The 24,358-nt window shown below is 51.3% G+C and carries 23 protein-coding genes; 7 read left to right on the forward strand and 16 right to left on the reverse strand.

What is annotated here, in order from left to right; all coding sequences use genetic code 11:
- Both DFP97_RS11940 and DFP97_RS11945 read left to right on the forward strand, forming a co-directional pair.
- A partial coding sequence (locus DFP97_RS11940) for an IS110 family RNA-guided transposase (protein ID WP_245976155.1) occupies nucleotides 1–912 on the forward strand: 912 nt, incomplete at its 5' end.
- Nucleotides 913–1,209: 297 nt separating this feature from the next.
- Entirely contained in the window at nucleotides 1,210–1,614 is a 405-nt protein-coding gene (locus tag DFP97_RS11945; protein WP_114380225.1) for a CBS domain-containing protein, read from the forward strand.
- 116 nt (nucleotides 1,615–1,730) lie between these two features.
- Here DFP97_RS11945 and DFP97_RS11950 read toward each other — a convergent pair whose 3' ends face one another.
- Together DFP97_RS11950 and DFP97_RS11955 are read right to left on the reverse strand one after the other, a co-directional pair.
- The gene (locus tag DFP97_RS11950) at nucleotides 1,731–2,255 is read right to left on the reverse strand and encodes a 5' nucleotidase, NT5C type (RefSeq protein WP_114380226.1); all 525 of its coding nucleotides are present in this window, start codon (nucleotides 2,253–2,255) and stop codon (nucleotides 1,731–1,733) included.
- Nucleotides 2,256–2,313: 58 nt separating this feature from the next.
- Nucleotides 2,314–3,090 carry a DeoR/GlpR family DNA-binding transcription regulator gene (locus DFP97_RS11955; protein WP_114380227.1) on the reverse strand — a complete coding sequence of 259 codons (777 nt, stop codon included), beginning with the start codon at nucleotides 3,088–3,090 and terminating at the stop codon, nucleotides 2,314–2,316.
- A gap of 280 nt (nucleotides 3,091–3,370) precedes the next feature.
- On the opposite strand from DFP97_RS11955, the gene DFP97_RS11960 reads away from it, so the two are divergent.
- The 3 genes from DFP97_RS11960 to DFP97_RS11965 all read left to right on the forward strand — a co-directional run bounded on the left by DFP97_RS11960 (nucleotide 3,371) and on the right by DFP97_RS11965 (nucleotide 4,671).
- The gene (locus DFP97_RS11960) at nucleotides 3,371–4,075 is read left to right on the forward strand and encodes a PIG-L deacetylase family protein (RefSeq protein ID WP_114380228.1); all 705 of its coding nucleotides are present in this window, start codon (nucleotides 3,371–3,373) and stop codon (nucleotides 4,073–4,075) included.
- A gap of 192 nt (nucleotides 4,076–4,267) precedes the next feature.
- Nucleotides 4,268–4,417 carry a hypothetical protein gene (locus DFP97_RS30715; protein ID WP_181873482.1) on the forward strand — a complete coding sequence of 50 codons (150 nt, stop codon included), beginning with the start codon at nucleotides 4,268–4,270 and terminating at the stop codon, nucleotides 4,415–4,417.
- A 137-nt stretch (nucleotides 4,418–4,554) separates the two neighbouring features.
- Nucleotides 4,555–4,671 carry a sporulation protein YjcZ gene (locus DFP97_RS11965; RefSeq protein WP_114380229.1) on the forward strand — a complete coding sequence of 39 codons (117 nt, stop codon included), beginning with the start codon at nucleotides 4,555–4,557 and terminating at the stop codon, nucleotides 4,669–4,671.
- 211 nt (nucleotides 4,672–4,882) lie between these two features.
- Here the strand turns inward: DFP97_RS11965 and DFP97_RS11970 are convergent, their stop codons facing one another.
- From DFP97_RS11970 to DFP97_RS12005, 8 genes are all read right to left on the reverse strand, one after another.
- Nucleotides 4,883–5,071, reverse strand: coding sequence for a hypothetical protein (locus DFP97_RS11970; RefSeq protein WP_114380230.1), 189 nt, complete (start codon nucleotides 5,069–5,071; stop codon nucleotides 4,883–4,885).
- A gap of 182 nt (nucleotides 5,072–5,253) precedes the next feature.
- Entirely contained in the window at nucleotides 5,254–5,475 is a 222-nt protein-coding gene (locus DFP97_RS11975; RefSeq protein WP_114380231.1) for a hypothetical protein, read from the reverse strand.
- Nucleotides 5,476–5,707: 232 nt separating this feature from the next.
- On the reverse strand, nucleotides 5,708–6,136 hold the full coding sequence (locus DFP97_RS11980; protein WP_114380232.1) for a PaaI family thioesterase: 429 nt from the start codon (nucleotides 6,134–6,136) through the stop codon (nucleotides 5,708–5,710).
- Nucleotides 6,137–6,141: 5 nt separating this feature from the next.
- Complete coding sequence (locus DFP97_RS11985; RefSeq protein WP_114380233.1) at nucleotides 6,142–7,995, reverse strand: long-chain-fatty-acid--CoA ligase; 1,854 nt, start codon at nucleotides 7,993–7,995, stop codon at nucleotides 6,142–6,144.
- A 15-nt stretch (nucleotides 7,996–8,010) separates the two neighbouring features.
- On the reverse strand, nucleotides 8,011–9,789 hold the full coding sequence (locus DFP97_RS11990) for an acyl-CoA dehydrogenase family protein (protein ID WP_114380234.1): 1,779 nt from the start codon (nucleotides 9,787–9,789) through the stop codon (nucleotides 8,011–8,013).
- A 54-nt stretch (nucleotides 9,790–9,843) separates the two neighbouring features.
- The gene (locus tag DFP97_RS11995) at nucleotides 9,844–11,058 is read right to left on the reverse strand and encodes an acetyl-CoA C-acyltransferase (RefSeq protein ID WP_114380235.1); all 1,215 of its coding nucleotides are present in this window, start codon (nucleotides 11,056–11,058) and stop codon (nucleotides 9,844–9,846) included.
- A gap of 88 nt (nucleotides 11,059–11,146) precedes the next feature.
- Nucleotides 11,147–13,588: a 3-hydroxyacyl-CoA dehydrogenase/enoyl-CoA hydratase family protein gene (locus tag DFP97_RS12000; protein ID WP_114380236.1), complete on the reverse strand. Its 2,442-nt coding sequence runs from the start codon at nucleotides 13,586–13,588 to the stop codon at nucleotides 11,147–11,149.
- Nucleotides 13,589–13,839: 251 nt separating this feature from the next.
- Nucleotides 13,840–16,098 carry a (Fe-S)-binding protein gene (locus DFP97_RS12005; protein ID WP_114380237.1) on the reverse strand — a complete coding sequence of 753 codons (2,259 nt, stop codon included), beginning with the start codon at nucleotides 16,096–16,098 and terminating at the stop codon, nucleotides 13,840–13,842.
- 352 nt (nucleotides 16,099–16,450) lie between these two features.
- On the opposite strand from DFP97_RS12005, the gene DFP97_RS12010 reads away from it, so the two are divergent.
- Together DFP97_RS12010 and DFP97_RS12015 are read left to right on the forward strand one after the other, a co-directional pair.
- Entirely contained in the window at nucleotides 16,451–17,296 is an 846-nt protein-coding gene (locus DFP97_RS12010; RefSeq protein WP_114380596.1) for an electron transfer flavoprotein subunit beta/FixA family protein, read from the forward strand.
- Nucleotides 17,297–17,455: 159 nt separating this feature from the next.
- Nucleotides 17,456–18,448, forward strand: coding sequence for an electron transfer flavoprotein subunit alpha/FixB family protein (locus tag DFP97_RS12015; RefSeq protein WP_114380238.1), 993 nt, complete (start codon nucleotides 17,456–17,458; stop codon nucleotides 18,446–18,448).
- Nucleotides 18,449–18,893: 445 nt separating this feature from the next.
- Here DFP97_RS12015 and DFP97_RS12020 read toward each other — a convergent pair whose 3' ends face one another.
- The 6 genes from DFP97_RS12020 to DFP97_RS12050 form a co-directional block, all read right to left on the reverse strand.
- Nucleotides 18,894–19,565: an SOS response-associated peptidase gene (locus tag DFP97_RS12020; protein ID WP_114380239.1), complete on the reverse strand. Its 672-nt coding sequence runs from the start codon at nucleotides 19,563–19,565 to the stop codon at nucleotides 18,894–18,896.
- 448 nt (nucleotides 19,566–20,013) lie between these two features.
- Entirely contained in the window at nucleotides 20,014–20,865 is an 852-nt protein-coding gene (locus DFP97_RS12030) for an AraC family transcriptional regulator (RefSeq protein WP_114380241.1), read from the reverse strand.
- Nucleotides 20,866–21,001: 136 nt separating this feature from the next.
- Entirely contained in the window at nucleotides 21,002–21,685 is a 684-nt protein-coding gene (locus DFP97_RS12035; protein WP_114380242.1) for a hypothetical protein, read from the reverse strand.
- A gap of 25 nt (nucleotides 21,686–21,710) precedes the next feature.
- Nucleotides 21,711–22,163 (reverse strand): flavodoxin, encoded by a 453-nt coding sequence (locus tag DFP97_RS12040; RefSeq protein ID WP_114380243.1) that lies wholly within the window; start codon nucleotides 22,161–22,163, stop codon nucleotides 21,711–21,713.
- A gap of 27 nt (nucleotides 22,164–22,190) precedes the next feature.
- The gene (locus DFP97_RS12045) at nucleotides 22,191–22,991 is read right to left on the reverse strand and encodes a hypothetical protein (RefSeq protein WP_114380244.1); all 801 of its coding nucleotides are present in this window, start codon (nucleotides 22,989–22,991) and stop codon (nucleotides 22,191–22,193) included.
- A 655-nt stretch (nucleotides 22,992–23,646) separates the two neighbouring features.
- A complete protein-coding gene (locus DFP97_RS12050) occupies nucleotides 23,647–24,246 on the reverse strand; it encodes a hypothetical protein (RefSeq protein ID WP_114380245.1) in 600 nt (199 codons plus the stop codon).
- Between the last annotated feature and the right edge of the window lie 112 nt (nucleotides 24,247–24,358).

A 24,358-nucleotide genomic window follows, 5' to 3' on the forward strand; every position in this document is an offset into this window, starting at 1 on the left:
CGAAATCAAAGAGAACTTCGAGAATTAGTTCGTTATCGCCGAAGCATCATTGAAGAACGTGCCAGACAGCACAATCGAATTCAAAAGGTGCTAGAGGGAGCAAATATCAAACTTGGCTCTGTTGTTTCCGATATCATGGGTGTTTCATCTAAGAATATGCTCCGTGCGATTGCAGACGGTGAAGAAGACCCTGAGAAATTAGCAAATTTAGCTCAACGAACACTGAAAAAGAAGAAGGCAGAACTTGAAACCGCTCTTCGAGGCTATGTAAACCCCCATCAGCGTTTAATGATCAAAACAATTCTAACCCATATTGATTTTCTGACTGAACAAATTGAATTGTTAGATCAAGAGGTTGCTAAAAGAGTTAGTTCGTATCAGGAAGACATTGAACGCCTGGACTCCATACCAGGAATTGCTCCTCGTATGGCTGAACAGATCCTAGCTGAACTCGGAACAAACATTGAAAAACAGTTTCCTAGCGCCGCTCACTTATGTTCTTGGGCAGCTTTAGTCCCTGGGCATAATGAAAGCGCAGGCAAACGAAAGTCTTCCAAAGGCAAAAAGGGAAACAAGTATTTAAGATCTGCATTAACAGAAGCAGCGCATTCAGTAGGGGCATCTAAAAACTACCTTGGTGCGATGTATCGGCGAGCACTTGCTAAAAAAGGAAGGAAACGAGCAGCTATTATAGTTGCGCATGCTATATTACGAATTGCATATTACCTTCTGACGAGAAAAGAAATGTATGTGGACTTAGGCGAAGACTATTTTGATAAGAAAAAGCAAGCAGCAGTTGTACGCAATTCGGTTCGAAGACTAGAAAGCTTAGGGTTTGCCGTTACCAGGGTTTGCCGTTACCATTTCAGAAGTTTCCTAACCCTTAATTCACCTAATGTAATATTGATTTAATTAGGCGCTGTACTTTTTAAAAAATTAACGAACTGCGTCTCTCTTTAGTTTTGCCTTTTTTATTAGTCACCTGCGATATGAATTTTCATGGTAGTTCAACAAAGTGCTGGTTTAGTATTTATTTACTACAGCGCCCGAAGTTACACCTCTCACGTAAGGTTGGCCGCTTAGCATTTGAAGTTTCGCTTTCCCTGTAATTACCGCATATTTTATTCGATAATGTTAGGCATGCCACAGTCACTTCCACATGCGCCCCGCGACGAAATATGCTTTAATATACCAAAGGAGCGTGATTCAATGGACATCAAATCGTTTCTATATCCCAAGAACGAGGTCTCTTACCTCATGACATCCTCTAATATGAAAGAAGCCATGGATAAATTGGAGGCGAGCCACTATACGGCCATTCCGATCTTGGACGACAATGGCTTATATTTCGGAACGCTATCCGAGGGAGATTTGTTATGGAAGCTGAAAGCCACACCCGGCCTCGGCTTCGATACGATGCACGAAATTCCTGTCGTCTCCATCAAAAAACGGATGAAAGTCGAATGCGTCGCGATCAGCGCCGATTTGGACGATATGCTGGCGCTGGCGGCTGATCAGAACTTCGTTCCGGTAGTAGACGCCGATCGCGTCTTCCTCGGTATCATTCGCCGCAAAGATATAATCGAATACTATACCCGGAATATTGCTGATTAGTTGGAAAGATCTGATCTCGCGGATCACGAAGGCTGCCGTTCGACGGCAGCCTTATCTTTGTTCTTAATGTTTATTGCTATTGTAATCCGGTAGTACAAGGGTTTCTCCCATTTGCTTTACTTAAGAAAATAATCCTGTACTTCATTCCAGTTGTTTACTCTCACGTATCCAGTTTCATGCATATTGTGAGAAGCAGTAAATAAGATTCCCTGCCCACAGAAACGTTTGAAATGTCTTACATTATCATCTATAAGATAATCTGCATGGATGATGCTTTTATCACCACAAAAAACAAAATTCATGTCTGAAAGAAATGGGAAATGTTCTTTTAACCACTCATATTTCGCCGTGAAGGAACTTGGAAATTCCATAGCGGCAGTAGTTATAAATATTTCATAGTGCTGACTTAACTTTTTAATAACCTCCTGACTTCCTTCTATTACATTCAAATCACGAAAAAATGTTGGTTCTGCAAAAAAACTCTTAATCTCACTTTCCAGATGCGGGCGAAGATCTCTTAATTTTTTTCCTTTAATATCGTCAATCATGATGGTTTCTTTAAAATGTTGATTGTATAATTTCAAATGCTTTTCAGCTGCATCCGCAATTACTTCATCCATATCTATTGCTATTCTTTTCATCTATTTGTTTCCTCCAATAATAAAAATAGTTTTATACTATCCTCTCACATCATTAATTTTATCCATCGTTCGTTGCACCTTGTACCAACATAATATCTACCTCGTGAAGATTTAAAGTTTCAATTAATTGATCATTAGGTTCCTTGTCTGTTATTAGTATATCTACACGGTCCCACCCACACACGTTTTGAAAAAGTTTTCGACCAAACTTTGTACTATCTGCTAATACAATAACTTGGTCAACTCTTCGTATCATTTCTTTCATCAAAGAGGCTTCTTCCGAATCAGGAATGGACAACCCGTCCTGAGTAATTCCGCATGTTCCTAAAAACAGTTTATCGGCGTTATAATCAGCTAACATTTCTATGGCTTTTGCTCCGTAAATATAACGGTGAGTAGAATTAAACAAGCCACCTAACAAATGGATACTTAACGTGTCTTTTTTTGAAAGTATATCCGCAATGTCAATGGAATTTGTAACGACTATATTGTTTTGAGTTGAAATATGCTCAGCAAGAAACTGTACCGTTGTTGATGCATCCATAATGAGATACTCATTATTCTTAATTAGAGATGCGGCCAATCGTCCAATTTCCTTTTTCCCCTTGGGTTCATCCAGCAATCGTTGTTCATAATTGAGGACTTCTTTAGTTAAAGAAGGAAGAATGGCTCCTCCTCTTGTACGGATAATGCTTCTATTTTCTTCAAGTTTCACTAAATCTCTACGAGCTGTGTCCCTAGATACTTCAAAGACTTTGCAAATATCCTCAATACTGATTCTTTGATGTTCCTGCAAATAATTCAATATACCTATTAACCGTTCTTCTTGGTACACAAATATTCACCACCTATGGGTTGATTATAAGTGATCGTAAGTAATTAATGCTAATTATTTTTAAGTTTTTATAATTTTTATAAGTAAATGTAAGTATATATGGATGATTTAAAAAGTATATACAACAACGATAAATATACTTAAGTACGGCAACAAGCAGCCTTGGTTCGTTGTTGAACGGACTAAGGCTGTTATTTTATTATTGCGGACATTTGAAGTAACATAATAAGAAGATGGAGTTGTAAAAAGCAATCGAATACTTATCGAGAGAAGGAAAACCATGTCCAACCGTATCGTATTCAGCTACGCGCATCCCGATGATGAATCTTTTCTGAGTGCCTGTCTCATTCGCCAGCTTGCCGAATCCGGCGATCAGCCTGCGCTTTTGCTCGCAACGAGAGGAGATGCCGGCGGCAAGAACGGCGCTTATGCCCATTTGTCAAAGATGGATTTGGGTCATCTGAGGGAGAAGGAAATGGGACGCGCGGCAGGCGTCCTGAAGCTGGATGCCGTAGAATTCCTGGGTTTTCCCGACGGAAAGCTGGCTGAGTGCGATGAGCAGGCATTCTTGCAGGGAGTCGTGGCATTCCTCAATCGCAGAAGACCATCGGGCGTCTTTACTTTTCCTCCTGATGGCGGAAACTTCCACCCCGATCATATGGCGATATCCCGGATCACTACGAAGGCTGTTGTCGGCGGACAATGTCCATCCGTGAAACAGCTGTACTACACTATGTCCGAACCAGTTATGAATGCGGGTCATAAGCCTACCTTTTCTGTCGATACTAAACCGATGTGGGACGTAAAAGCGGAAGCCCTGCGTGCGCATGATTCCCAAATCATTGGGATAGAGCGGTATTTCGGCAAGCTGCATGATTTTCCGGAGACAAAAAGATACGAGTCCTTTGTAATCGCTTGGGAACAAGGTGTATTTTGGCCGGAAAAATCGGAGGACTGCGCTCGCGAGGAGCTTGGTTTAAGATAAAGAGGTTTAAAACATCTGCCGCCGGACAGTCCCCGTTAGCCATCCATAACTCTCACGCGCTACCACAGATTATGGAAGTAATTGCGTTCTTCCATGGGAGCTTAACATCGAGGTAAAGCTTTACATTAATTCCGTATTCTTGGGTACATTAAAGCTGAAAAAACGAGAAGCTTCATTTTAGGAGAGTGTTGTATGCCAAACGAAAAAGAGCATGAACCAACCATTGCGCCAGGGATGAACATGCACGATCAACTTGAGGAAAAACCAACAGATAAAGAAAAAGAAAAAGGCGATACAACTGCTGTTACCCGTCTTTACCTCGATCGTACTCCGGAGGATTAACTTCCTCCCTTCTTGTATTTCATTATTCACTAGGCTAATGACACTGATTAAATGTCTCTACGGCAAACACCCAATCACAAAGCAGCAGCCATGCATAAATTACAGAGTACTCAACACGTAAGGAGGTGCATTTAATAATGTCCGGTTACGTAGGTGGTGCTTTCACAAACACAGGTTCCATTCTGGTGCTTTTCATTTTGTTAGTAATTATCGCTTGCAGTTGCGGCTTATTCGGCGGCTACGGCAGAGGCTAGTAAATAAACACTGAATGTCCTCCATGCATTCAGACTGCTAAAAATTCCTCCTATTCCCGCTCGCAACAGCATACCTCCAGATATCTCACCGAAAGGGGCTGACTCAAAGGTTATAAACCTTCAGAGAAGCCCCTTTTTCGTGTTATTCCGAAACAAAAAAGGCTTTGCTTCCTGCCCATGACAGGTTGCACAGCCTTATATTCATCATGATTCAGCTGACCGAGGAGTTGATCCTGCCTAACTCATTTTCCACCAATGTCGTTAATTCATCTTCGTAGCCACCGGTAATCCGGTACTTGCGAATATAATCTTTAACAAATTTACGCGGGTCCTTGGGTTGAAAAATTCTCGTGAGTTCCTTCAGGCTTTCCTTGACTTCATTCTGGCTATGTTTCGCCATGAAATCTCCTCCCCTATACGTTGGATGGTCGTCCTAAACAGCAATATACGAGACCGCTAGCGGTGGTTGCACCGAAAGAACCCCCCGGTCGGTGCAGGTAACTCCATGGCCAAAGAGTCACAATGTTTTAATTTTTCTTACTATTATAACATTTTGGAAACAATTATGAAAGTTAACAATTATTAATCTCGTCGCCCGGCATGTTCGGTTATAGCTTCCGAACTGTGCCCGCCATCCGTTGATTTTGCTGTAATAATCGGATTTGGAGACGAGACATCGACTGCCGGCCGAGCTGTCTCAGAAAGCCTGTCTTTACGAAACATTCTTAAATATGCAATTACGCCAATCATGGCGACAACAATTCCAAACGCTAATACGAGCGTCGTTACCCAGCCCTGGACCATGTCTTCGCCTCCTTCCTTTAATATGTTTATCGGTTTAAAATCGATTAATATTTAACTATTTTATTGCAAAGTCAACCTTCCATATATTAGGTATTATTATAACGAATTACATAAAGACAAGCAACTCAGGGCGTAAACGGATGTCGCGACGCACGAACCGCTAGCTGTGTGAATGATCAGCTCGGTTCTGTGCCATCCTTGGCGGCAAAAGCTCGTTTCGTGGTAAAATATTTTAAATGAGCCTATAGGCGCCGCTGCCCCATGCAAGCAGCTTGCCGCTTTCATCCTTAACCCGGGCTTGAAGCGTCAGCGTCCGATCCGTCCGGTGCATAAGCTCCGCTTCGCAAAACAGCATGCCTCCCTTGCTGCTGGCGAGAAATTGCGTGTTCATATTGGCGGTAACCATCCGTTCATTCGCGGAGGCCAGCATCACAACGAGCCCCATTGCATTATCTAACAGCGACATAAGCACGCCGCCGTGAACGATGCCAAGCAGGTTCATATGAGGCTCAGCGGCATCCAGGCAAATCGTCACTTTACTCGGATTGGCCTGCACAACCTGGCAGCCGAGCAGTCCCCAGAACGTCGCTTCCGCCCGTTCTGACAGCCGCGCCAAGTGTTCGGCCTGATCTGCCTGCTGCACAAACCGTTCCTCATCCATATCGTTCACTCTCCCTTATCCTCGGCGGACCGTTTCGTTTCGGCTTCCTCCTCCAGCAGCTTACGCCGCAGCACCTTGCCGATCATCGACTTTGGAAGCGTTTCCCTGAACGTATAGTGATGCGGCACTTTGTAGGCTGCGAGCCGTTCCCTGCACCAGCGGTCCAGCTGGCTGCGCGATACCTGCCACCCCTCCTTCAATACGATAAACGCCTTCACGGTCTCGCCCCGATAAGCATCCTTCACGCCGACAACCGCAGCTTCGCGCACGGCCGGATGCTCAAACAGCACCTCCTCCACTTCACGCGGATAGATGTTAAAGCCGCCTGCGATAATGATATCTTTAATTCGATCCATTATTGTAAAATAACCATCTTCGTCCATCGTCGCGAGGTCGCCGGTATACAGCCATCCGTCCCGCAGCACCTTCGCCGTTTCTTCAGGCTTGTTCCAATAGCCCTTCATGACCTGAGGGCCGCGGACAATCAGCTCTCCCAGCTCGCCGACCGGAAGTTGCTCTCCCGTAGCAGGGTCAACCACAACAGCATCCGTATCGGGAAACGGCACGCCGATCGTCCCGATTTTGCGCGTTCCCCATAACGGATTGGCATGCGTCACCGGCGAAGCCTCCGTCAAGCCATAACCTTCTATGAGCCTTCCGCCGGTCAGCGATTCGAACTGCTCCTGTACCTCAAGCGGCAGCCCGGCCGAACCGCTTACACACACATTAATGGAAGAAAGGTTGGCTTTGGCTGCCGCCTTATGATTAATGAGCGCTACATACATCGTTGGCGCGCCTGGAAAAATCGTTGGATGCAGCTGGCTGATCGTTTGCAGCACCGTATCCGGTTCAAATCGCGGCAGCAGGATTAGCATGCCTGCGCGCAGGACAGACATATTCATTAATACCGTTAATCCAAATACATGAAACAGCGGCATCGCGGCAAGAAACCTCTCCTTGCCGTCCTCCGCTTTATAGCACCAAGCTGATATCTGCAGCGTGTTGGCAACGAGATTGCGATGCGTCAGCATAACACCCTTCGGCGTACCTGTCGTTCCACCCGTATACTGCAGAGCTGCAAGCTCACTGCCTTCAGCGAGTTCAGGCAGCTCTATCGACTGATGCTTCATAGCGATCAGCCGCTTGTAGGCAACGACGCCATAGCTGCCGTATGGGATATCTGCGCGGAACCCGTCTTTTCGCTGCTTAATGGGGTAAAGAATATTTTTTGGAAATGGAAGACCGTCCTTAATGGAGGTGATAATGGCATGCTTCAGCTGCGGCAGCGGACCTTCCTTAGGCTGATTCCCTCTCACCCGGGACAATCGCGCATATAGAAGATCAACCGTAATAATTGCGACTGCTCCGCTATCCGACAGCTGATGCTCAAGCTCCCGCTCCACGTACATGGGATTCGTCTGAACGACGACTGCCCCAGCCAGCAGCACGCCGTAATAAGAAACAACCGCCTGCGGGCAGTTAGGCAGCATAATGGCTACCCGCTCTCCTTTGGCTACGCCAAGTGAAATAAGACCGTTAGCCAGACGAACGGCACCGGTATGCAGCTCGCGGTAGGTCATTGTTTTGCCCATGAAATGCACGGCGGTATGATCGGGATAATGATTAACGGCATTTATCAAAAATTGAACGATGTTATAATTCGGATATTTAATGGAGTGAGCAATCTCTTTCGGATAATGGCGAAGCCATGGACGCGCAAGCCCGGCGGTTACTCCCAGCGGGCTTGACGGCGCTTCGACGGATGAATCAAGAGGCGGTTCGGCAGAAGCATCCGCCGGCGAATCGCCAGCGGACGATTGTTCGGGCAAAAGCGGGTCCTGCGGTCCGAGCGGTTCCATACTTGCTCTCCCCCTTCACACGACATAATGCTCACTTCGAATGACTCGCGCGGCAATTGTCCGCTTCAAAGCTACTGTATCGGAAAGCGGCGCCCGCATTAACTTTTTCAGAATAGATAGCTGCATTTGCAGCCCGTCTCCCTGCTCCAATGCGGTTAAAGCTAGCTTTGCCAATGATTCAACCCGTTCCATGGCCTCCTGTACGAACACTGTCGTCATCGCCATCATATGCTCCGTTTTTTCCGAGTCGGCTTCAGCGCCGGCTTTCATCATTTTCTGCGTGCGAAGCAGTACGCTCTCCATCGCAAAAATTTGAATCATAAGATCCGCAAGGGAACACAGCACCTCCTGCTCCTGCTCGAGCTTTAAGCCCAGTTTCTGAACGGCAAGTCCTCCGATGGCGAGAAATGTTTTTTTCGCTTGGCCGACCCGGAATGCTTCCTTGCTGAGCGGCATATCGAACGGCGGAACCGGCATAGGCTGAACAAGCTCAGCTTGAAGGGCACGTGCTTTACGCAGCAACGGCAGCTCGCCCTTGAGCGCTTTTTTCATCAGGGTGCCCGGGATGAGCATGCGGTTGATTTCATTCGTCCCTTCAAAAATCCGGTTGATCCGCGAGTCCCGATAAATCCGCTCCACCTTGTATTCACGGATATAACCGTACCCCCCGTGAATCTGCACCCCCTCATCCGCGACAAAATCTAACGCTTCGGACGCGAACACTTTTATAATCGAGCACTCCAGCGCGTACTCGCTGATCGCCTTCACCACCTGCATGCCATCATCCGCTGAATCAGCGTCCCGCATCATGCCGTCGATCCAACCGGCCGTCCGGTATACCATGCTCTCCAGCACGAACGTGCGTATGTTCATGTCAGCCAGCTTGGCGCCAATGAGCGGATAGGAGGAAATGGCACGCCCGAACTGCTTGCGCGTATTGGCATAGGCCGACGCCAGCCCGATCGTTTCCTTCGCCGAGCCCAGGCAGCCCGCTCCAAGCTTGAAACGCCCGATATTCAATATGTTAAAGGCGATATGGTGTCCTTTTCCGATCTCTCCAAGCACATTTTCGAGTGGAACCGCTACATCCTCAAAATATAAAGGGCATGTTGAAGATCCCTTGATGCCCATCTTGTGCTCCTCCGGCCCGATGCTGAATCCCGGCATTCCGCGCTCCACGATAAAAGCAGTGAAATATTCCCCGTCGACCTTCGCGTATACGATGAACAGATCGGCAAAACCGGCGTTCGTAATGTACAACTTTGAGCCGTTCAATATATAATGCTTGCCGCTTGGCGAAAGCCTTGCGGTCGTCTTGGCACCCAGCGCATCAGAACCTGAAGCCGGCTCAGTCAAGCAATACGCGGCAATCCGCTCTCCCGACGCTAATGCAGGCAAATAAGCTTGCTTCTGCGCAGCCGTGCCGAAAAATACGATCGGAAGCGTGCCGATGCCCGTATGCGCCCCAACCGAGAGCGCGAATGACGAAGCCCGCGCTAAGGTTTCCGCTAATAGCGTCGTGCTTACCTTATCGAGTCCGAGCCCGCCGTACGCCTCGGGAACATCGGCTCCGAGCAGACCAAGCTCTCCGGCCTTGCGCATAAGCTCTACCGTCAGATCGTAGTTCAAAGCTTCCAGCTCCGCGTCGCGCGGAATAATTTCCGCCTCCATGAACTGCTGCGCGGCTTCGGCCATCATCCGCTGCTCATCCGTGAAATCTTCAGGCGTCACGACCGATTCCGGTGCACTGTCCTCCACGACAAACCGACCGCCAAAACGTATCGTTTCCGTCATGCCGCAGCTCTCCCTTCAGTCAAGTCAGTCAAATTGATTAGCTATTCCAATCACTCAGGAGCCATACACTTCAATAACGCCCGCCGCTCCCATTCCGCCGCCCACGCACATCGTCACGACGCCAATACCGCCGCCACGCCGCCCCAGCTCATGAATAAGCGATACAGTCAGCTTCGTTCCCGTGCAGCCGAGCGGATGGCCGAGCGCTATTGCTCCGCCGTTTACATTCACTATTTCAGGATTAATGCCTAGCTGATCAATGATGGGGACACATTGTGCCGCAAAAGCTTCGTTCAGCTCAAACAGATCAACTTGTGCAAGCGTTATGCCGGCTTTTTTCAATGCTTTAGGTACCGCTTCTATCGGTCCGATGCCCATCACCTCAGGAGCGACGCCAGCTACGCAATAGCTGCGGAAAACGGCGAGCGGACGTAAGCCAAGCTCCGCTGCGCGGGCCCGGCTCATCACGATAACCGCCGCTGCGCCGTCGCTCATCTGCGAGGTGTTGCCCGCCGTTACCGTGCCTTCGCGGGCGAACGAGGGCTTCAACGGCGCTAAGGTCTGCACCGTCGTTTCCGGACGCACCCCCTCATCCGTATCAAACTGAAACACCTTCTCCCAAGGCCGGCCGGCATCGTTTACTCCTGACCGGCTGGCGGTTATCGGCACAATTTCCGCTTGAAAACGACCCGCCGCGATCGCCGCGGCAGCTTTGCGGTGACTCGCTGACGCGAAAGAATCCTGCGCCTCGCGCGTAACGCCATAGCGGCGGGCAACCTCTTCAGCGGTATGACCCATACCCATGTATACCTCAGGCTTCGCATCGACAATGGCCGGATGAGGCGACAGCTTGAAGCCGGTCATCGGCACATGACTCATGCTCTCGACTCCGCCCGCTGCGATTATATCCGCATCCCCAAGCCGGATACGTTCTGCGGCATAAGCGATTGACTGCAGCCCCGAAGCGCAAAACCGGTTAATCGTCACGGCTGGCGTTGTGACCGGCAGACCGGCATATAGCGATATGATACGGGCAACGTTAAGCCCTTGCTCCCCTTCCGGCATCGCGCAGCCGATGATGACATCTTCGATCTGGTCAGGCGATACGCCGGGCAGTCTCGCAAGCGCGCCTTGCAGCACCGCGCGCCCGAGATCCTCCGCCCTCGTTTCCGCCAAGCTTCCCTTCGTTGCTTTGCCGACCGCCGTCCGTACCGCCGCTACGATAACGGCATCGCGATCGTGATCGGTAAACGGTGATGCAGCTGACATGACGCTCTCCTCCTTTGATTAAATAGTTTCCCAGGTGCATGGCATATGCTAGTTCCGCAGCGGTTTGCCGGTACGGCAAGAGCGAGTGCTAGTTCCGCAGCGGTTTGCCGGTGGAAAGCATGTGGCTCATTCGTTCCTGCGTTTTGCGTTCGCCGCACAGGCTGAGGAACGCTTCGCATTCCAAATCGAGCAGATATTGCTCGCTTACCTCAGTGCCGGGCTGAATATCGCCGCCGGCGAGTACATGCGCAAGCTTGCCGGCGATAAGCGCGTCATGCTCGCTAATATGGCCGCCCAGCTGCATCGCCTGGACAGCGACCTTAAGCACTGCTTTGCCTTCGCGTCCCGCCACGCGAATACGGCCTTCCGCGGGCGGCGTATAGCCTGCACGGTCAAGCTCTAGAACCGCGCGCTTCGCTTCGGCGATACGCGCGTCCTGCCGCATAATGACGCGGTCCTGCGGCCGCATCAGCCCTAACCGGCTCACCTCGTAGCCGCTTGAAGATGCCTTTGCCAGCGCAATCGTCTCAAACAGCGCATTCAAATGCGGCTGCAAGTCTGCACCAGGCTTGCCGTTACTTGCGGCGAGTGCCCGTTCGGCCGCCATTCCGGCTGCTTCCTTGCACCCCCCGCCTGCAGGAATAAGGCCCACCCCCGTCTCAACCAGTCCGAAATAGGTTTCTGGAGAAAAAATAATTTGATCGGCAGGCAAGCATGCCTCAACCCCGCCGCCTAGCGTCATTCGGTGCGGAGCCGCAACGACTGGCCGATCGAGCCGCTTTAGATCCAGCATGCTGCCCTGGAAGAAGCGGATAATATCCTCTACTTCATCCCACTCGCCGTTTTGCGCCTCCATTAGCAAAAGCATCAAATTCGCGCCGACGCAAAAGTTCCGCCCCTCATTGGCGAGCACAAGCCCGCGCCAATTTTTCGCCACCTCCTTGGTCGCTTGTCGAATGGCTGTCAATATATCGCCGCCAATCGCATTGTTCGGAGAATGAAACTCCAAGAGTGCGACCTCGTCGCCAATATCGATTAAACTGGCCCCCGACGTGGCGAGTACGGTTCGCCCGGAAGCTTTTAACGCCGCTAACGAAATCATGTCTGCTTCCTGCTCTTCCAGCTTATAAACGCCGCCGGCAGCATATGCCCGTTTATTGTCCGCCGCACGATAAAAGCTTTGATGACCATCCGCTATCCAAGCCGTTACCCAGGACGGTATTTCGTCGCCCTCCTTCTGCATCTGCTGAACCGATTCCGCAAGACCGATAGCATCCCACAGCTCGAACGGCCCAAGCTCCCAATTAAAGCCCCACCGCATCGCACGGTCGATATCCGATATGGAATCGGCGATAATGCCGACTTGGGCCGCCGAATAGAGCAGTGTTTTTTTGATCGTTGACCATGCGAATTTCGCATAGCGGTCACGGGGATCGGTTCGGAGCAGCGCCTTCACCTTTGCAGCAGCGCCTTTCGCAGCTTTCGCGGCATCGATAACAGGCGAGCTTACGGAACGTTTAGGCCCGTATTCGAGCGTATCCAGCTTGAGCGATTCGATTTCACTGCCGCCCCGGCCCTTCACCTTCCGGTATAAACCTGCTCCTGACTTCTCCCCCAGCCGCCCTGCCGCTACCAACTGCTCAAGTAACGCCGGCCTGGCAAATATGGCTTGTTCACTCGGGTCACTGCTTCGTTCCCGCACGTTATCCACAACATGCAGCAGTGTATCCAAGCCAACGAGATCGAGCATACGGAATGTCGCCGTCTTCGGCCTTCCCATAGCCGGACCCGTTAACGCATCCGCCTCCTCCACCGTCAGCCCGAAGCGAAGCGTATCCTCTAAAGTCACGAGCATGCCAAAGGTTCCAATCCGGTTAGCGATAAAGTTAGGCGTGTCCTTCGCGATAACCACGCCTTTGCCCAGCCGTTTCTCGCATAACTCGCTCAGCAGCTGCACAACCTCGGGGCCTGTATCTGCGGTTGGAACGATCTCTACAAGCTTCATATAACGGGGCGGATTAAAAAAATGCGTCACCGCAAAATTCCGTCGAAACTCCTCACTCCTTCCTTCCACCATTGACGCTGCGGATAAGCCCGACGTATTTGTGCTGACGATCGTTCCCGGCTGCCGGACAGTATCGATTGCTGCGAATACCTCCCGTTTAATATCAAGCCGCTCGATGACCGCTTCGACGATCCAATCGACATCTCCGAGCGCAGTCAAATGATCGGTTAAATTGCCAGGCGTAATGCGCGCGGTCCAAGCCGGGTCATAGAGCTGCGCCGGCTGCGCCTTGCTCATTCTCGCCACAGCGGCGCTTGCCAGCCGGCTGCGCACCTTGGCATCCGCCAGCGTCAGCCCCTGCCTCTCCTCCTCCGCCGTTACCGATTGCGGAACAACGTCCAGCAGCAAGACGCGCATGCCCGCATTCGCCAAATGAGCTGCGATTCCCGCTCCCATGACGCCAGAGCCGATTACTGCGGCACTGCGAATGGAGCTGGCGCTCTTTTGTGATGCTTTTACCGTCATAGGCAACCTCCTTAAAGTATTACGAAGCAAAATTCGCTTCGAAAGCGTGGGCTTAGCTCGGAATGCGCTAAGCAGGTGCATTTATGCATCTTATTTCGCGAAAAGTAACTCCGGTTGGGCTCGGCAGGTGCAATAATGCACCTCATTTTACGAAACCAGCTCGGGTTGGGCTGGTGCAGAATTGCACCTCTCGCGTAACCAGCCGACCACGGTCTTTTGAGTCGAAGCTCTATTTTCCACCTATCTCCACCTCAGTCGCCAAAAACGCTTTCCGCAAGCAGCTCCGCTACATCGCGCGCTACCACCCTGTCGTCCGCCGACATAGCCTTCAAGCCGTCCTCCATCATCGTCAGGCAATACGGACAGGCTGAGCTAATGACGGAAGGTTTTACCTCCAATGCTTGGGCAGTGCGGGCATGATTGACGCGCGTTCCCGAATGCTCCTCCATCCACATGAGCCCGCCTCCGGCACCGCAGCACATCCCGTTCGAGCGGGATCGCTCCATCTCTTCAATCGTTACGCCGGGTATCGCCCGCAGCAGGCTGCGCGGTGCTTCATACGTGTCGTTGTAACGACCGAGATAGCAAGAATCGTGAACGGTAACCCGCTCATCCAGCGTATAAAAAGGCCGAAGCGCCCCGTCCTCAAGCAGTGTTGCGAGCAGCTCCGTATGATGCTCCACTTTAACGTCGGGGCTTAGGCCGAAGTCGGGATATTCATTTTTGAACGTGTTGTACGTATGCGGGCAGGCGGTCACGATGCGAGTTATGCTGTATTTACTCAGCGTTTCAATATTTTCACGGCACAGCTCCTGAAAAAGCAGCTCATTCCCGATCCGCCGCGCCGTATCGCCCGAGCTCTTCTCTTCCAAACCAAGTGTTGCGAAGCTGACGCCCGCATGATCGAGCAGCCGCACTAAAGCATATAGGACACGGCGGCTGCGAATATCGTACGAGCCCATCGACCCTGCCCAAAGCAATACATCCGGGTTCCGGCCTTGCCGCTTCAGCTCCTGCATCGTTTCAACCCGAATGCCGGTACGGCTCTCACAGTCCGCAACCCAAGCTGCGCGTTCAGCGCGCGGCAGTCCCCAAGGATTGCTTTGACGCTCGATGTTTTGCAGCGCTCGCTGCCCGTCGGATGGAAGCCTGCCCTCCATTAACACTAAGTAACGGCGCATATCAATAATTTTGTCGACATGCTCATTACCGACCGGACACTGCTCCTCGCAATTGCGGCAGGTCGTGCATGCCCAAAGCTCCTCCTCGGTCAAAACCTCGCCGATCAGCTCCACCTCCTCCGGTTTAATCGACTCCCGTTTGACCCACGCAGCCGCTTGCGCAGCCATCGTCGGCTCAATTGTCGTTCCCCTTTCAGCTTCCGAATCCCAAGACGGAATCACCGCTCCCATTACATGCGCATACGGTTCGGCGGATTTATGCTGCCATAATCCAGCCGGCAGCCACGGTGACTTGGACGTGATAGCCGCTCCTTTCTCGGTCAAATGATCCCGCAGCTTCACGATCAAATGCATCGGCGACAGCAGCTTGCCGGTATTCGAGGCCGGACAAACATTCGTACAGCGGCCGCACTCGACGCACGCATACAAATCAAGCATCTGTTTTTGCGTAAAATGCTCTACCTTCCCTGCGCCAAAGGACTCCGCTTCCTCATCCTCCAAATTCAAAGGCGTGAGCCGCCCTGGCGGCGTGCTGCGCCGGAACCACAAATTGACCGGAGCGGTCAACAAGTGAAAGTGCTTTGACTGCGGCACGTAGACAAGAAAGCTAATCAGCACAAGAAGATGAAGCCACCAGAACACTTCAAACCCTGCATAGGCCTCCACACTTTGCGGCTGCACACCTGCATAATGAAGCAGCTTCGCCACCTGCACACTGACCGGCGCGTAGCTGGGAGCAACGATGTGAGAGGCGGAATCAGCTGATGAGGCATTCCCGGGGCTTTCGTTCTCAGCCAGACGCTCGAATGCTAAGGTGAACAATATGGTGAGCATAAGCGAACCGATAAACCACATGACGAGCGACGGCTTCCAGCCGCGTTTTAGCCGGGGAAGCCGCTCTCCATATCGGCGGAATGCGCCGTATAGAACTGCCGCCAGCACCAGCGTTACCGTCAGCTCCTGCGTCCATGAAAACAAATCATAATAGGGCAGCGGCAGCGGAACGCCTCCGTTCAGCCCCTTCCAAATTAAATCTGCAGCGCCAAATTGAAGCACAATAAAACCATAAAAATAAACCAGATGCATAATACCGCTTCTTACATCGTTCAACAGCTTGCGATGGCCAAGCACTTGACCGCTGAAGCTGCTCTTGCGTTTACCTTGATAGCGGGCAAAAACAATCGGCACGCCCAGCCTCATATACCCGACACGCCTAAGCACAACTGTCGCGAACAACGAAATCGCAAACGCCGTAACGGCCGCAAACAGCACCCATCTACCCCAAAACACCAATTGTCCGAACGTTAATAACACAAAAAACGATGCCATATGCCCCGCCCCCCTGTATGCCGGTTCCTTGTAACCAACACGTATGCGCGAAGTAATTGGACAAGTATTGAAGCGCTTTCAAAAAATAGCCGCGGTGATCCATGTATATGAGCTTTTTATCGCGAACATGCCGCACAGCCGACTAATCCATACGGTCTAATCATCGGTGAAACGACATATCGTAGCACTGATGGACAGTACTTGGCGTGAAGAACTGGCAGCTGGCGTAAACAGCTTTGCACCATCCTTGGCGGCAAAGCTCGTTTCGCTGTGAAATATAAGCATCGTATAAGGCAATTTATACGTGCTTATATTTCAAAAAAATACCGGTATAAGTGAGGGAGCTTCTATGCTGAAAATAGTGGTGCTTCTCAAGCAAACGTTTGATACCGAGGAGAAAATAGTCGTTACACCGGAGGGCGTTGATGAGAGAGACGCCAAATTTGTCATTAATCCTTACGACGAATATGCGTTGGAAGAAGCGATCCGGCAGCGGGAGCTGTTAGGCGGACAGGTCATTGCCGTCTCATGCGGCCCCGAGCGGTCGCAAGAAGCACTTCGTACTGCGCTTGCAATCGGAGCTGATGAAGCGATACGGCTGGAGAGCGACGGGCTGCCGGATGACAGCTATGCTGTTGCAGCCGCATTAGCTGCTGTCATTGAGCCGCTTGCGCCTGATCTGCTGTTTGCAGGGTTATTTGCAGTAGATAGCGGAGCAGGCAGTGTCGCTCTGCAAGTAGCGGAGCGGCTTCATTTACCGCATGCATCATCAGCGGTGAAGGTAACCATTGTTTCCGCTGGCGAGCTCGCCTCGTTACCAGCGGCGGAAGCTTTGAACGCTCCCGCAGGGCTGAGCGCTGAGCGATACGCAGTGGTTGAGCGCGATGTCGAAGGCGATACAGAAACGGTATCCATTCCTCTGCCCGCCCTCATCACAGCGCAGCAGGGGCTTAACGAGCCGCGCTACCCTTCTCTGCCCGGCATAATGAAGGCGAAGCGCAAGCCTCTGCGCACGATAACGGCACGGGAGCTTTTCGGCAGCGGCGCGGCTGCGGATGAAAACATGGCAAACCGCACCGTACGCACACAGCTGCTCCCGCCCCCGCCGCGCGCTGCAGGCAAAATCCTCCCCGGCACGCCAGCGGAGCAAGCAGCCTCGCTCATTTCGCTTCTCCAGACGGAAGCGAAATTGCTGTAGGGTGACGGGAGAAGAGTGCTGAGGATGGGTAGCAGAAATTGATGGAATTGATTTGAAGCAAGTAATACCACCTATTAAGCTTTCACCGCTAATTAGTTTTACACGCGTCAGTAAGAGCACTTGTTAACACGAAATGTTACGGGAGAGGAGTTGTATCATATGATCAAAACGATACTCGTGTTCGCGGAATCCCGGGACGGGGTGCTCCGCCGCGTTGCGCTCGAGGCGCTCGGCGCAGCGCGGCGGCTTGCAGGCAAGGACGGCGCTGTGCATGCCGTCCTCGCCTGCTCAGGCGGCGCGGCAGAAGAAGCCGCCACGCTAACAGCGCGGGGGGCGGACGTCGTACATATCGCCGACGATCCTTCCCTTCGCGCCTATGCGCCCGAGGCGTACGTCGCCGCCCTCGGCGCAGCTATGGCTGCGGTGCGGCCGGACGCGTTTTTGCTCGGCCACACCGCAGCGGGGCGCGAGCTCGCGCCCCGCGTGGCCGCGGCCTATGGCGCCGGCCACATTGCCGACGTCACCGCCATCGATGTCTCTCACGATGGCGGCGACGTCGGCTTCATTCGCCCGCTCTACGCCGGCAAGGCGTTCGAGCGGCGCAGCTTCGTACCGGGCCACCCGTGGGTCATCACGGTGCGCCCGAACAATCTGCCGGCGGCGGAGCCGATCGACGCCGCGGAGCGAACGGGCACCGTTACGGCTCTGCCGTTCACGGTGCCGCCGCTTTACACCGCCGTGCGCGGCCTCGTTCGCCGCACCGGCGGCCAGCTCGATCTCGCCGAAGCCGACGTCGTCGTGTCCGGCGGTAGAGGTGTGCGCAGTGCAGCCGGCTTCGAGCCTCTGCACGCGCTGGCCGCCTCGCTCGGCGGCGCGGTCGGAGCCTCCCGCGGCGCATGCGACGCCGGTTATTGCGATTATGCCCTGCAAATTGGGCAAACCGGCAAGGTGGTCACGCCGCAGCTGTACATCGCCTGCGGCATCAGCGGCGCAATCCAGCACTTGGCCGGCATGAGCCAATCCCGCGTCATCGTCGCCATTAACAAAGACCCCGATGCTCCAATCTTCGGCGTCGCCGATTACGGCATCATTGGCGATTTGTTCGAGGTTGTGCCTTTGCTGACAGCTGAACTGCAGCGCGTACGCTCATAATATCTCTCCTTCGAGAAAATTAACGGAAATAATGGGCGCAATTTATTCGTTAGATCTCTCCGCTCCCACAAAAATAGCGGTAAAAACAGGCGCTATCCCCTCACATTCGGTCCCACAGGGTCCGAACTGGTGATATAACGCCTATTTTTACCGCTAAAGCTCACTTTAATGGGTATTTCATCCGAATAGCGCCGCTTTTTACCCTTATTCTATCTCCCTGCTCCCCCAATGTGCTTCCCGTGGTTACCGGGTTTCCCGGGTTTCTCGGGTTTCTGGGTTTCTGGATTTCTGGGATCCCTGATTTCCGGAATCACGGGCTCATGGGCTCACGGTTTCACGGGTCTCCCGGCTTTCCGTGTTCACTGGTTCACGAGGTTCCAGAGTTTCCGTTTTCTGTGTTCACAAGTTTCCAAGGATCCCAGAGTTACCCAACTTCCGATATCATTCAAGCATAATCCGGCCTTATCTCCCTGATGCAATCCGGCGACTCGTACCACTCATCATGAACCGCGTTCGTTACAGGGTATGCTCGCATCAGGTAAGTGTCCATTGCCTCAAGATGCTTCCGCAGTCCGCTGAACTCCGTAATCCGAGGGTTCAACCAGTCTTCAATGCCATCCTCGTCCAAAATAACCGGTACCCGCGGCTGCCATACCGACATCGTTCCTGTCGAGGGCGCCGTAATCATCGTAAAGGCGCGCACCTCTTGCCCGCTCACATTTTTCCAAGAATCATAAATTCCCGCAATACCGAATAAAGGCTGGCTCGGCACGACAATGTGCATGGCACGCGGATCCCTTTCCTTCCCGAACTGCTTCTGGCCAAAAAATCCGCTGCAAGGCAGGACACATCGCTGCCTTCGCAGCATCCGGTCAAGAAAAGGCTTCGAGGACAGTGTAGCATGGTCCGCATTAACGGAATCCTTCGCCCAAAAAGGGAACAGCCCCCATCTCGACTCCTGCATCGTCCTTTGGTCAAAACGGTCATTCATAACAATCGACACCGTCTGTGTCGGAGCTACATTAAACCGGTTCGTATAACCCCGGATCACCTTTTTCACCTGAAACATTTCCACCATATCGCCAATATCCGCCGTTAACGAAAACCGTTCAATCATCGCGACCACCCTTTTCACGTTGTTTGAACCAGTTTTTGTTAAAAGCGAGAAAAGTATGCACGCTGCTTCGTTTTCCCAAGCGTATGCCGTTCATGAAGCCATTCTTCTCACTTTTTATTCGGTAGCTATATTGTATTTTTCCAATAACTTTAGGCTTTTTTCCCCTCATTGGTACGCTATACTGTATTTTTCCAGTATAAGAGGTCCCTCCAAATTCTATAGAGACTGAAAATAGCCTATTACAGAGGATTTTATTGGAGGAAATCCAATATAGCTGCGTCATAAAGTAAAATCCAGCTTAACGTTGGACAAATTCCATGATAGATAGTTCACAGCCATCAACTTACAATAAAATAGCAGCGCTCTTCAGCCGCCTAGACAACTCATCCTTATCCCTTATCTCTCATCCCTATCCCTCTATCCCTCAATCCTTTACCCCGCTAACCATTTACATCGTAAATCGTTTGCGAAATTTAAGCGGCGGCATTCCGGTATGCGCTGCGAACAGTCTGGAGAAATGCGGCGTTTGCCGGAAGCCCGTCTCCTCCGCCACGCGCGCAATCGTCCAGTCGGTCTTAATAAGCAGCAGCTTCGCCTGGTCGAGACGGTAATACAGCAAATATTGCTGCGGTGTGCAGTCGAATACCTCGGTCATGCAGCGCGTGATGTAGTTCGTGTGCAGCTGGAGCACATCGCTCAGCATCGTATTGCTTATAGGACTGCGATAATTAAGCTTCAAATAAGCAGCCGCCCGCTCCGCAACCGATACAGCCGCTTTCGCCGCATCCGAGCGCCAGCCTTCATCGAGCATTTGCAGCAAATGCAAAAAGCGCTGCTGGCGGTCCCAGAATGCTCCGTGCGACGAGCTTTTGGCTGCTTCATGCAGCTGCGAGAAAATGAGCCTTGCCTCGTCCGGATACGTTAGCTTCATCTTTTTCGGGAGCCGGATGGCATAGGTGTAATAATCGCCGCGCAGCGAACCCGATTGATTGCCCTCGGTTTCTTCCCATGCGCCGACCGTCTGAAAATGAATCCAGTCAAACACCGTATCCTCCTCGCAAGGGCGGGTCGAATAATGCCAGCGGTCCGGCCTCAGTATGAGCACATCACCGGGCTCGAGCGTCCACCTGCGGTTTTCCTCCGCTATATGCAGCGAGCCTTTATTGACGAACAGCAAATCAAAGACGCCAAGGTTGGTCCGGTTCGGATGCTCTCCCCCGGCGGGATAGGTTAACCGGTTTGATTCTATAAAAAACGGCAGCGGCGGTGAACGAAATGTTAGCAATAACTCCTCTGACAACCTGATCTCTCCTCAATGGTTTTTCCATGTGTAAATATGCAAAAATGACTACTGCCATGTTACTTGAAAACCGTTTCATTTGTCTACAACAAAACAAAACCCCAGCCGGATACCGACTGAGGTTCGTCTTAATGCTCTATTCTCCCGCTGCTTTTGCTTCCGGCAGCAAGCTTTTTACGAGGTACATAAAATCATAGGACCGCTTCAGCGATGCTGCGTCCGGCTTGAACAGAATCCGCTTGCCGCTTAGCAGCGACAGCACTTCGATTCGGGCTGGAAGCTTTTCAAAGGCATTCGCGCAAAATACCGACGTCATATGGAACATTAAATCGAGTGAATCCGCATCCATATCGACGGCAAATTTTTGTACGATGAAATCGTCAGCCGCACCCTCTGCATCCGCGGATACCACATGAAAAATTTGCGAGAGCTCCATATCAAGCTCATCTACGTAAGCGGTAAGCTGTTCGAATAAAATAATCGGCGTGCTGCAGCATTGCTCTTCAACAAGAAACGCACCAAGATTGGAAATGACGGCTTGCTTCATTTGCAAAAAATGCTCGTTCGAATGAAATTTATAATTGCGGTTCGTCCACCATCGCTCCACTGCAGCTTCTACCGCCGCCTGCGTTCGGGCTTCAGCCGGAAGCTTATAGAAATCATTGACGCTGTGCATGGCGGCGAATTGTACCATCTGCCGCCAATTCACGCCGCTGTCCCGTTTGCTGCCCGACTGCATTTTTGCGAACCGTTCGGGGCTGCGCAGCAGCTCTTCAAGCTTATAGTCTTCTAATCTTATCACCGCTGGCAGTTGCTCCATTATAACGGCCGCCTTTCTCTAGGGATTAACTAGCAACAGCTACCATGCCCGCAATTTGACGCCCTAAGCTTCTGCCCTGCTCCTTCTCTGCCTCCGAAGGATTGTATTCGAACTTGATGCTTTCGCTTACGATTTCCGCACCCAGCTCCTTCAGCTTGGACTCGATCGTATCGACCGCCCCGCAAAAGATCGGATAAGACGTGTCGCCTGAACCGAATACCGCTGCTTTCTTCCCGCTTAGATCAAGCGAAGCCAGCGCATCGTAGAAATCGATAAACTCATCCGGCAGCTCGCCGTCTCCCCATGTATAGGCCCCGATAACAATGCCGTCGTATTCATTAAGCTCATCTGCGCTCGCATCGAACGCTTCCTTCGCTACGACCTCTATGCCTGCTTCCTTCGCGCCCTCTGCAATTGCTTCGGCCATTTCCTCCGTATTTCCCGTCATGCTCGCGTACACTACAAGTACCTTCGACACCAATCATTCCTCCGCTTTCTATATTATCTAGACGTTTACCGTTTGAATGCCTTTAAACAGTGTTGCCAGGTATAGACTATCGCCCTGCATGTCAACGTCTGTCACCGGGCAGCCGAGCTTTATCGACAACAGCGTCACTTGATTGCAAATATAGGCCAGCTGAAACAATCCCCGGTCCGTGCACACATAGACATCCTTGCCTTTCGCGAGTACGGAAAATATAAATGTTTTTCCGAACCGGACCCGATCAAACTTACCCTTTTTATCCCCAATCAGCAGTTCGCCATTATCGCCCGAGCCAATTAAATGGCCTTTAAAAACAGCCAGACTCGTTACGCTCGTTTGCAGCTCGAAGTGCGCCCAGTCGTCCATAAACCGATCGTATAAAGAAATGCCGCTCTCATGCGCGATGATGACATACTGGGGCAAATGAAGGAAATCATACACCCGTTTGTCCGGGCATGCGATGTTTTCCCATCTGGAGCCGGACTTAGACCAAAGTCCAGATTCCGTCGCAGTGTAGCTGGATCCGCCGATTTTGCGATATTGATAGCATGGAATCGATAGACCGTTATGCTCCCACTTGTCGCCGTTCCATTCGTAAAGCCCGCTGCCCGTGCACGCGTGGAGCAAATCATGCTGCAGCTGCAGCCGGTTCACATTCGTCAGATCGGGCTGTCCGTCACCGAGCTTTTCCCAATTGCCCTTCGCATCGATTTGATATACGCCATGACCGACTGTAGCCGCATACAAGAAGTCCGGACCGGCCTTTACCGATGAGAAGGGAAAGAGCAGCCAATTCCAAGGCTTGCTTGTTTCAGTCTGCATGCAGCTCTCTCCTTAAAAAAAATTCGATTATATAATTTATTTCGTTATAGACTCCGCTTGCCGCTTCGAAAGCGGATGCTGCGCTTTATGTGAATATGTAGCTTTAACATTAAGTGATAATGATTATCACTTTCGTATATATGATAACCATTCTCATTTCCGTTGTCAATGTCATTCTTCTAACGTTCTACTTCACGCTTATTCCTTCCATCCGTCCACAAAAAAACGGGGCTGTCCCAAAGGTTATAGACCTTCAGGGACAGCCCTTGCTAGCGATTTTCCGGATAAACAAGCTTATCATTTGCTTTATGACGGCTTTTAATAATTATCTATCATACCTTACTCAGGACTTACCTCCATTTATTTCAGGGGTAAGTGGGCTACATTGGATTCGATACAGGATAGGAGCAGAAATATGTTGGCGTGCTGGGCTAAGTTGGATATCGTACAGTAAAATCAGCTCAATTCGGTACTTTTGAGGGAGATGGGCTTTCTATTGGTGTTCTACATTGGAGTATTTCCATTATAGAGCAAACGCAAAGGCCAAAAAGCCAAAAGTTACAGTATTTATCCAGTATAGCTGTGTCCGCATTTCAGCTAAGCCCAACACATTTGGGGAATAGTTGGCTATTACTTTCGGGACAGCCCCGTTCTGTTATTCCTCCGCTACAGCTGAAAGAAGACTAATCTTTAACAAAACCTTAATCTGGTCCTTCAGAAACTGGACATCCCGCACCGTAACAACATCGTCCGCCGGTAGATCAAGCGGAATAATAATCGGCTCGAGTAAGCTGACCGGCAATCCGATCTCTTTCACGGAGAGGGAGTTCGGCCTTAGCGCAATGTTCGGCGGCTGCCATTCCAAAGAGTAAACCGCATCAAGCTCAGCCGGAACACGGTCCCGGTACGTCACATTCAAGCGCGCAGCGAGCTTATCCTCTTCCAGCTCGAACGCCGCACCGTCCAGATGAATACCGTTCGCAAGCTCCATGGAGGACGCTCCCGCTTCACGGCTTGCGAGCTTGCGCTCCAGATGCATTTTGATCATATTATTAATGTCTGCTTCGGTAAGCACAAACTCCGGCTTCAACCGTTTGGCCATGTCGAGCGCCTTCTCTTTCACATCGATAGATTCATAGGCCATGTCGAGCGGCTCGTCAGGCGCAATATAAGAAAGCAGCCACCATGCAGCCCCGCCAAGCAGCAAAATAATAAGTACTACAGCGGTCAACAGTCTTCTAATGGCTTTCCGCATTCGGTACCCCCTCCACTTGTATCGAGCCTTACTATCCAATTTATTGATTAGACACCGGCAGATGCGTCAATTCGCGTCCAAAGTGCTATAATGAATCATCTGATATGTTGTT

The organism is Paenibacillus prosopidis, from assembly GCF_003337375.1.
In the GTDB taxonomy this organism is placed as follows: Bacteria; Bacillota; Bacilli; order Paenibacillales; family Paenibacillaceae; genus Pristimantibacillus; species Pristimantibacillus prosopidis.

What these genes read in the sequence shown, in the direction of transcription:
- DFP97_RS11945 (WP_114380225.1), top strand. Translation starts at nt 1,210, where the DNA reads ATGGACATCAAATCGTTTCTATATCCCAAGAACGAGGTCTCTTACCTC.
- DFP97_RS11950 (WP_114380226.1), bottom strand. Translation starts at nt 2,255, where the DNA reads ATGAAAAGAATAGCAATAGATATGGATGAAGTAATTGCGGATGCAGCT.
- DFP97_RS11960 (WP_114380228.1), top strand. Translation starts at nt 3,371, where the DNA reads ATGTCCAACCGTATCGTATTCAGCTACGCGCATCCCGATGATGAATCT.
- DFP97_RS30715 (WP_181873482.1), top strand. Translation starts at nt 4,268, where the DNA reads ATGCCAAACGAAAAAGAGCATGAACCAACCATTGCGCCAGGGATGAAC.
- DFP97_RS11965 (WP_114380229.1), top strand. Translation starts at nt 4,555, where the DNA reads ATGTCCGGTTACGTAGGTGGTGCTTTCACAAACACAGGTTCCATTCTG.
- DFP97_RS11970 (WP_114380230.1), bottom strand. Translation starts at nt 5,071, where the DNA reads ATGGCGAAACATAGCCAGAATGAAGTCAAGGAAAGCCTGAAGGAACTC.
- DFP97_RS11975 (WP_114380231.1), bottom strand. Translation starts at nt 5,475, where the DNA reads ATGGTCCAGGGCTGGGTAACGACGCTCGTATTAGCGTTTGGAATTGTT.
- DFP97_RS11980 (WP_114380232.1), bottom strand. Translation starts at nt 6,136, where the DNA reads ATGGATGAGGAACGGTTTGTGCAGCAGGCAGATCAGGCCGAACACTTG.
- DFP97_RS11985 (WP_114380233.1), bottom strand. Translation starts at nt 7,995, where the DNA reads ATGGAACCGCTCGGACCGCAGGACCCGCTTTTGCCCGAACAATCGTCC.
- DFP97_RS11990 (WP_114380234.1), bottom strand. Translation starts at nt 9,789, where the DNA reads ATGACGGAAACGATACGTTTTGGCGGTCGGTTTGTCGTGGAGGACAGT.
- DFP97_RS11995 (WP_114380235.1), bottom strand. Translation starts at nt 11,058, where the DNA reads ATGTCAGCTGCATCACCGTTTACCGATCACGATCGCGATGCCGTTATC.
- DFP97_RS12000 (WP_114380236.1), bottom strand. Translation starts at nt 13,588, where the DNA reads ATGACGGTAAAAGCATCACAAAAGAGCGCCAGCTCCATTCGCAGTGCC.
- DFP97_RS12005 (WP_114380237.1), bottom strand. Translation starts at nt 16,098, where the DNA reads ATGGCATCGTTTTTTGTGTTATTAACGTTCGGACAATTGGTGTTTTGG.
- DFP97_RS12015 (WP_114380238.1), top strand. Translation starts at nt 17,456, where the DNA reads ATGATCAAAACGATACTCGTGTTCGCGGAATCCCGGGACGGGGTGCTC.
- DFP97_RS12020 (WP_114380239.1), bottom strand. Translation starts at nt 19,565, where the DNA reads ATGATTGAACGGTTTTCGTTAACGGCGGATATTGGCGATATGGTGGAA.
- DFP97_RS12035 (WP_114380242.1), bottom strand. Translation starts at nt 21,685, where the DNA reads ATGGAGCAACTGCCAGCGGTGATAAGATTAGAAGACTATAAGCTTGAA.
- DFP97_RS12045 (WP_114380244.1), bottom strand. Translation starts at nt 22,991, where the DNA reads ATGCAGACTGAAACAAGCAAGCCTTGGAATTGGCTGCTCTTTCCCTTC.
- DFP97_RS12050 (WP_114380245.1), bottom strand. Translation starts at nt 24,246, where the DNA reads ATGCGGAAAGCCATTAGAAGACTGTTGACCGCTGTAGTACTTATTATT.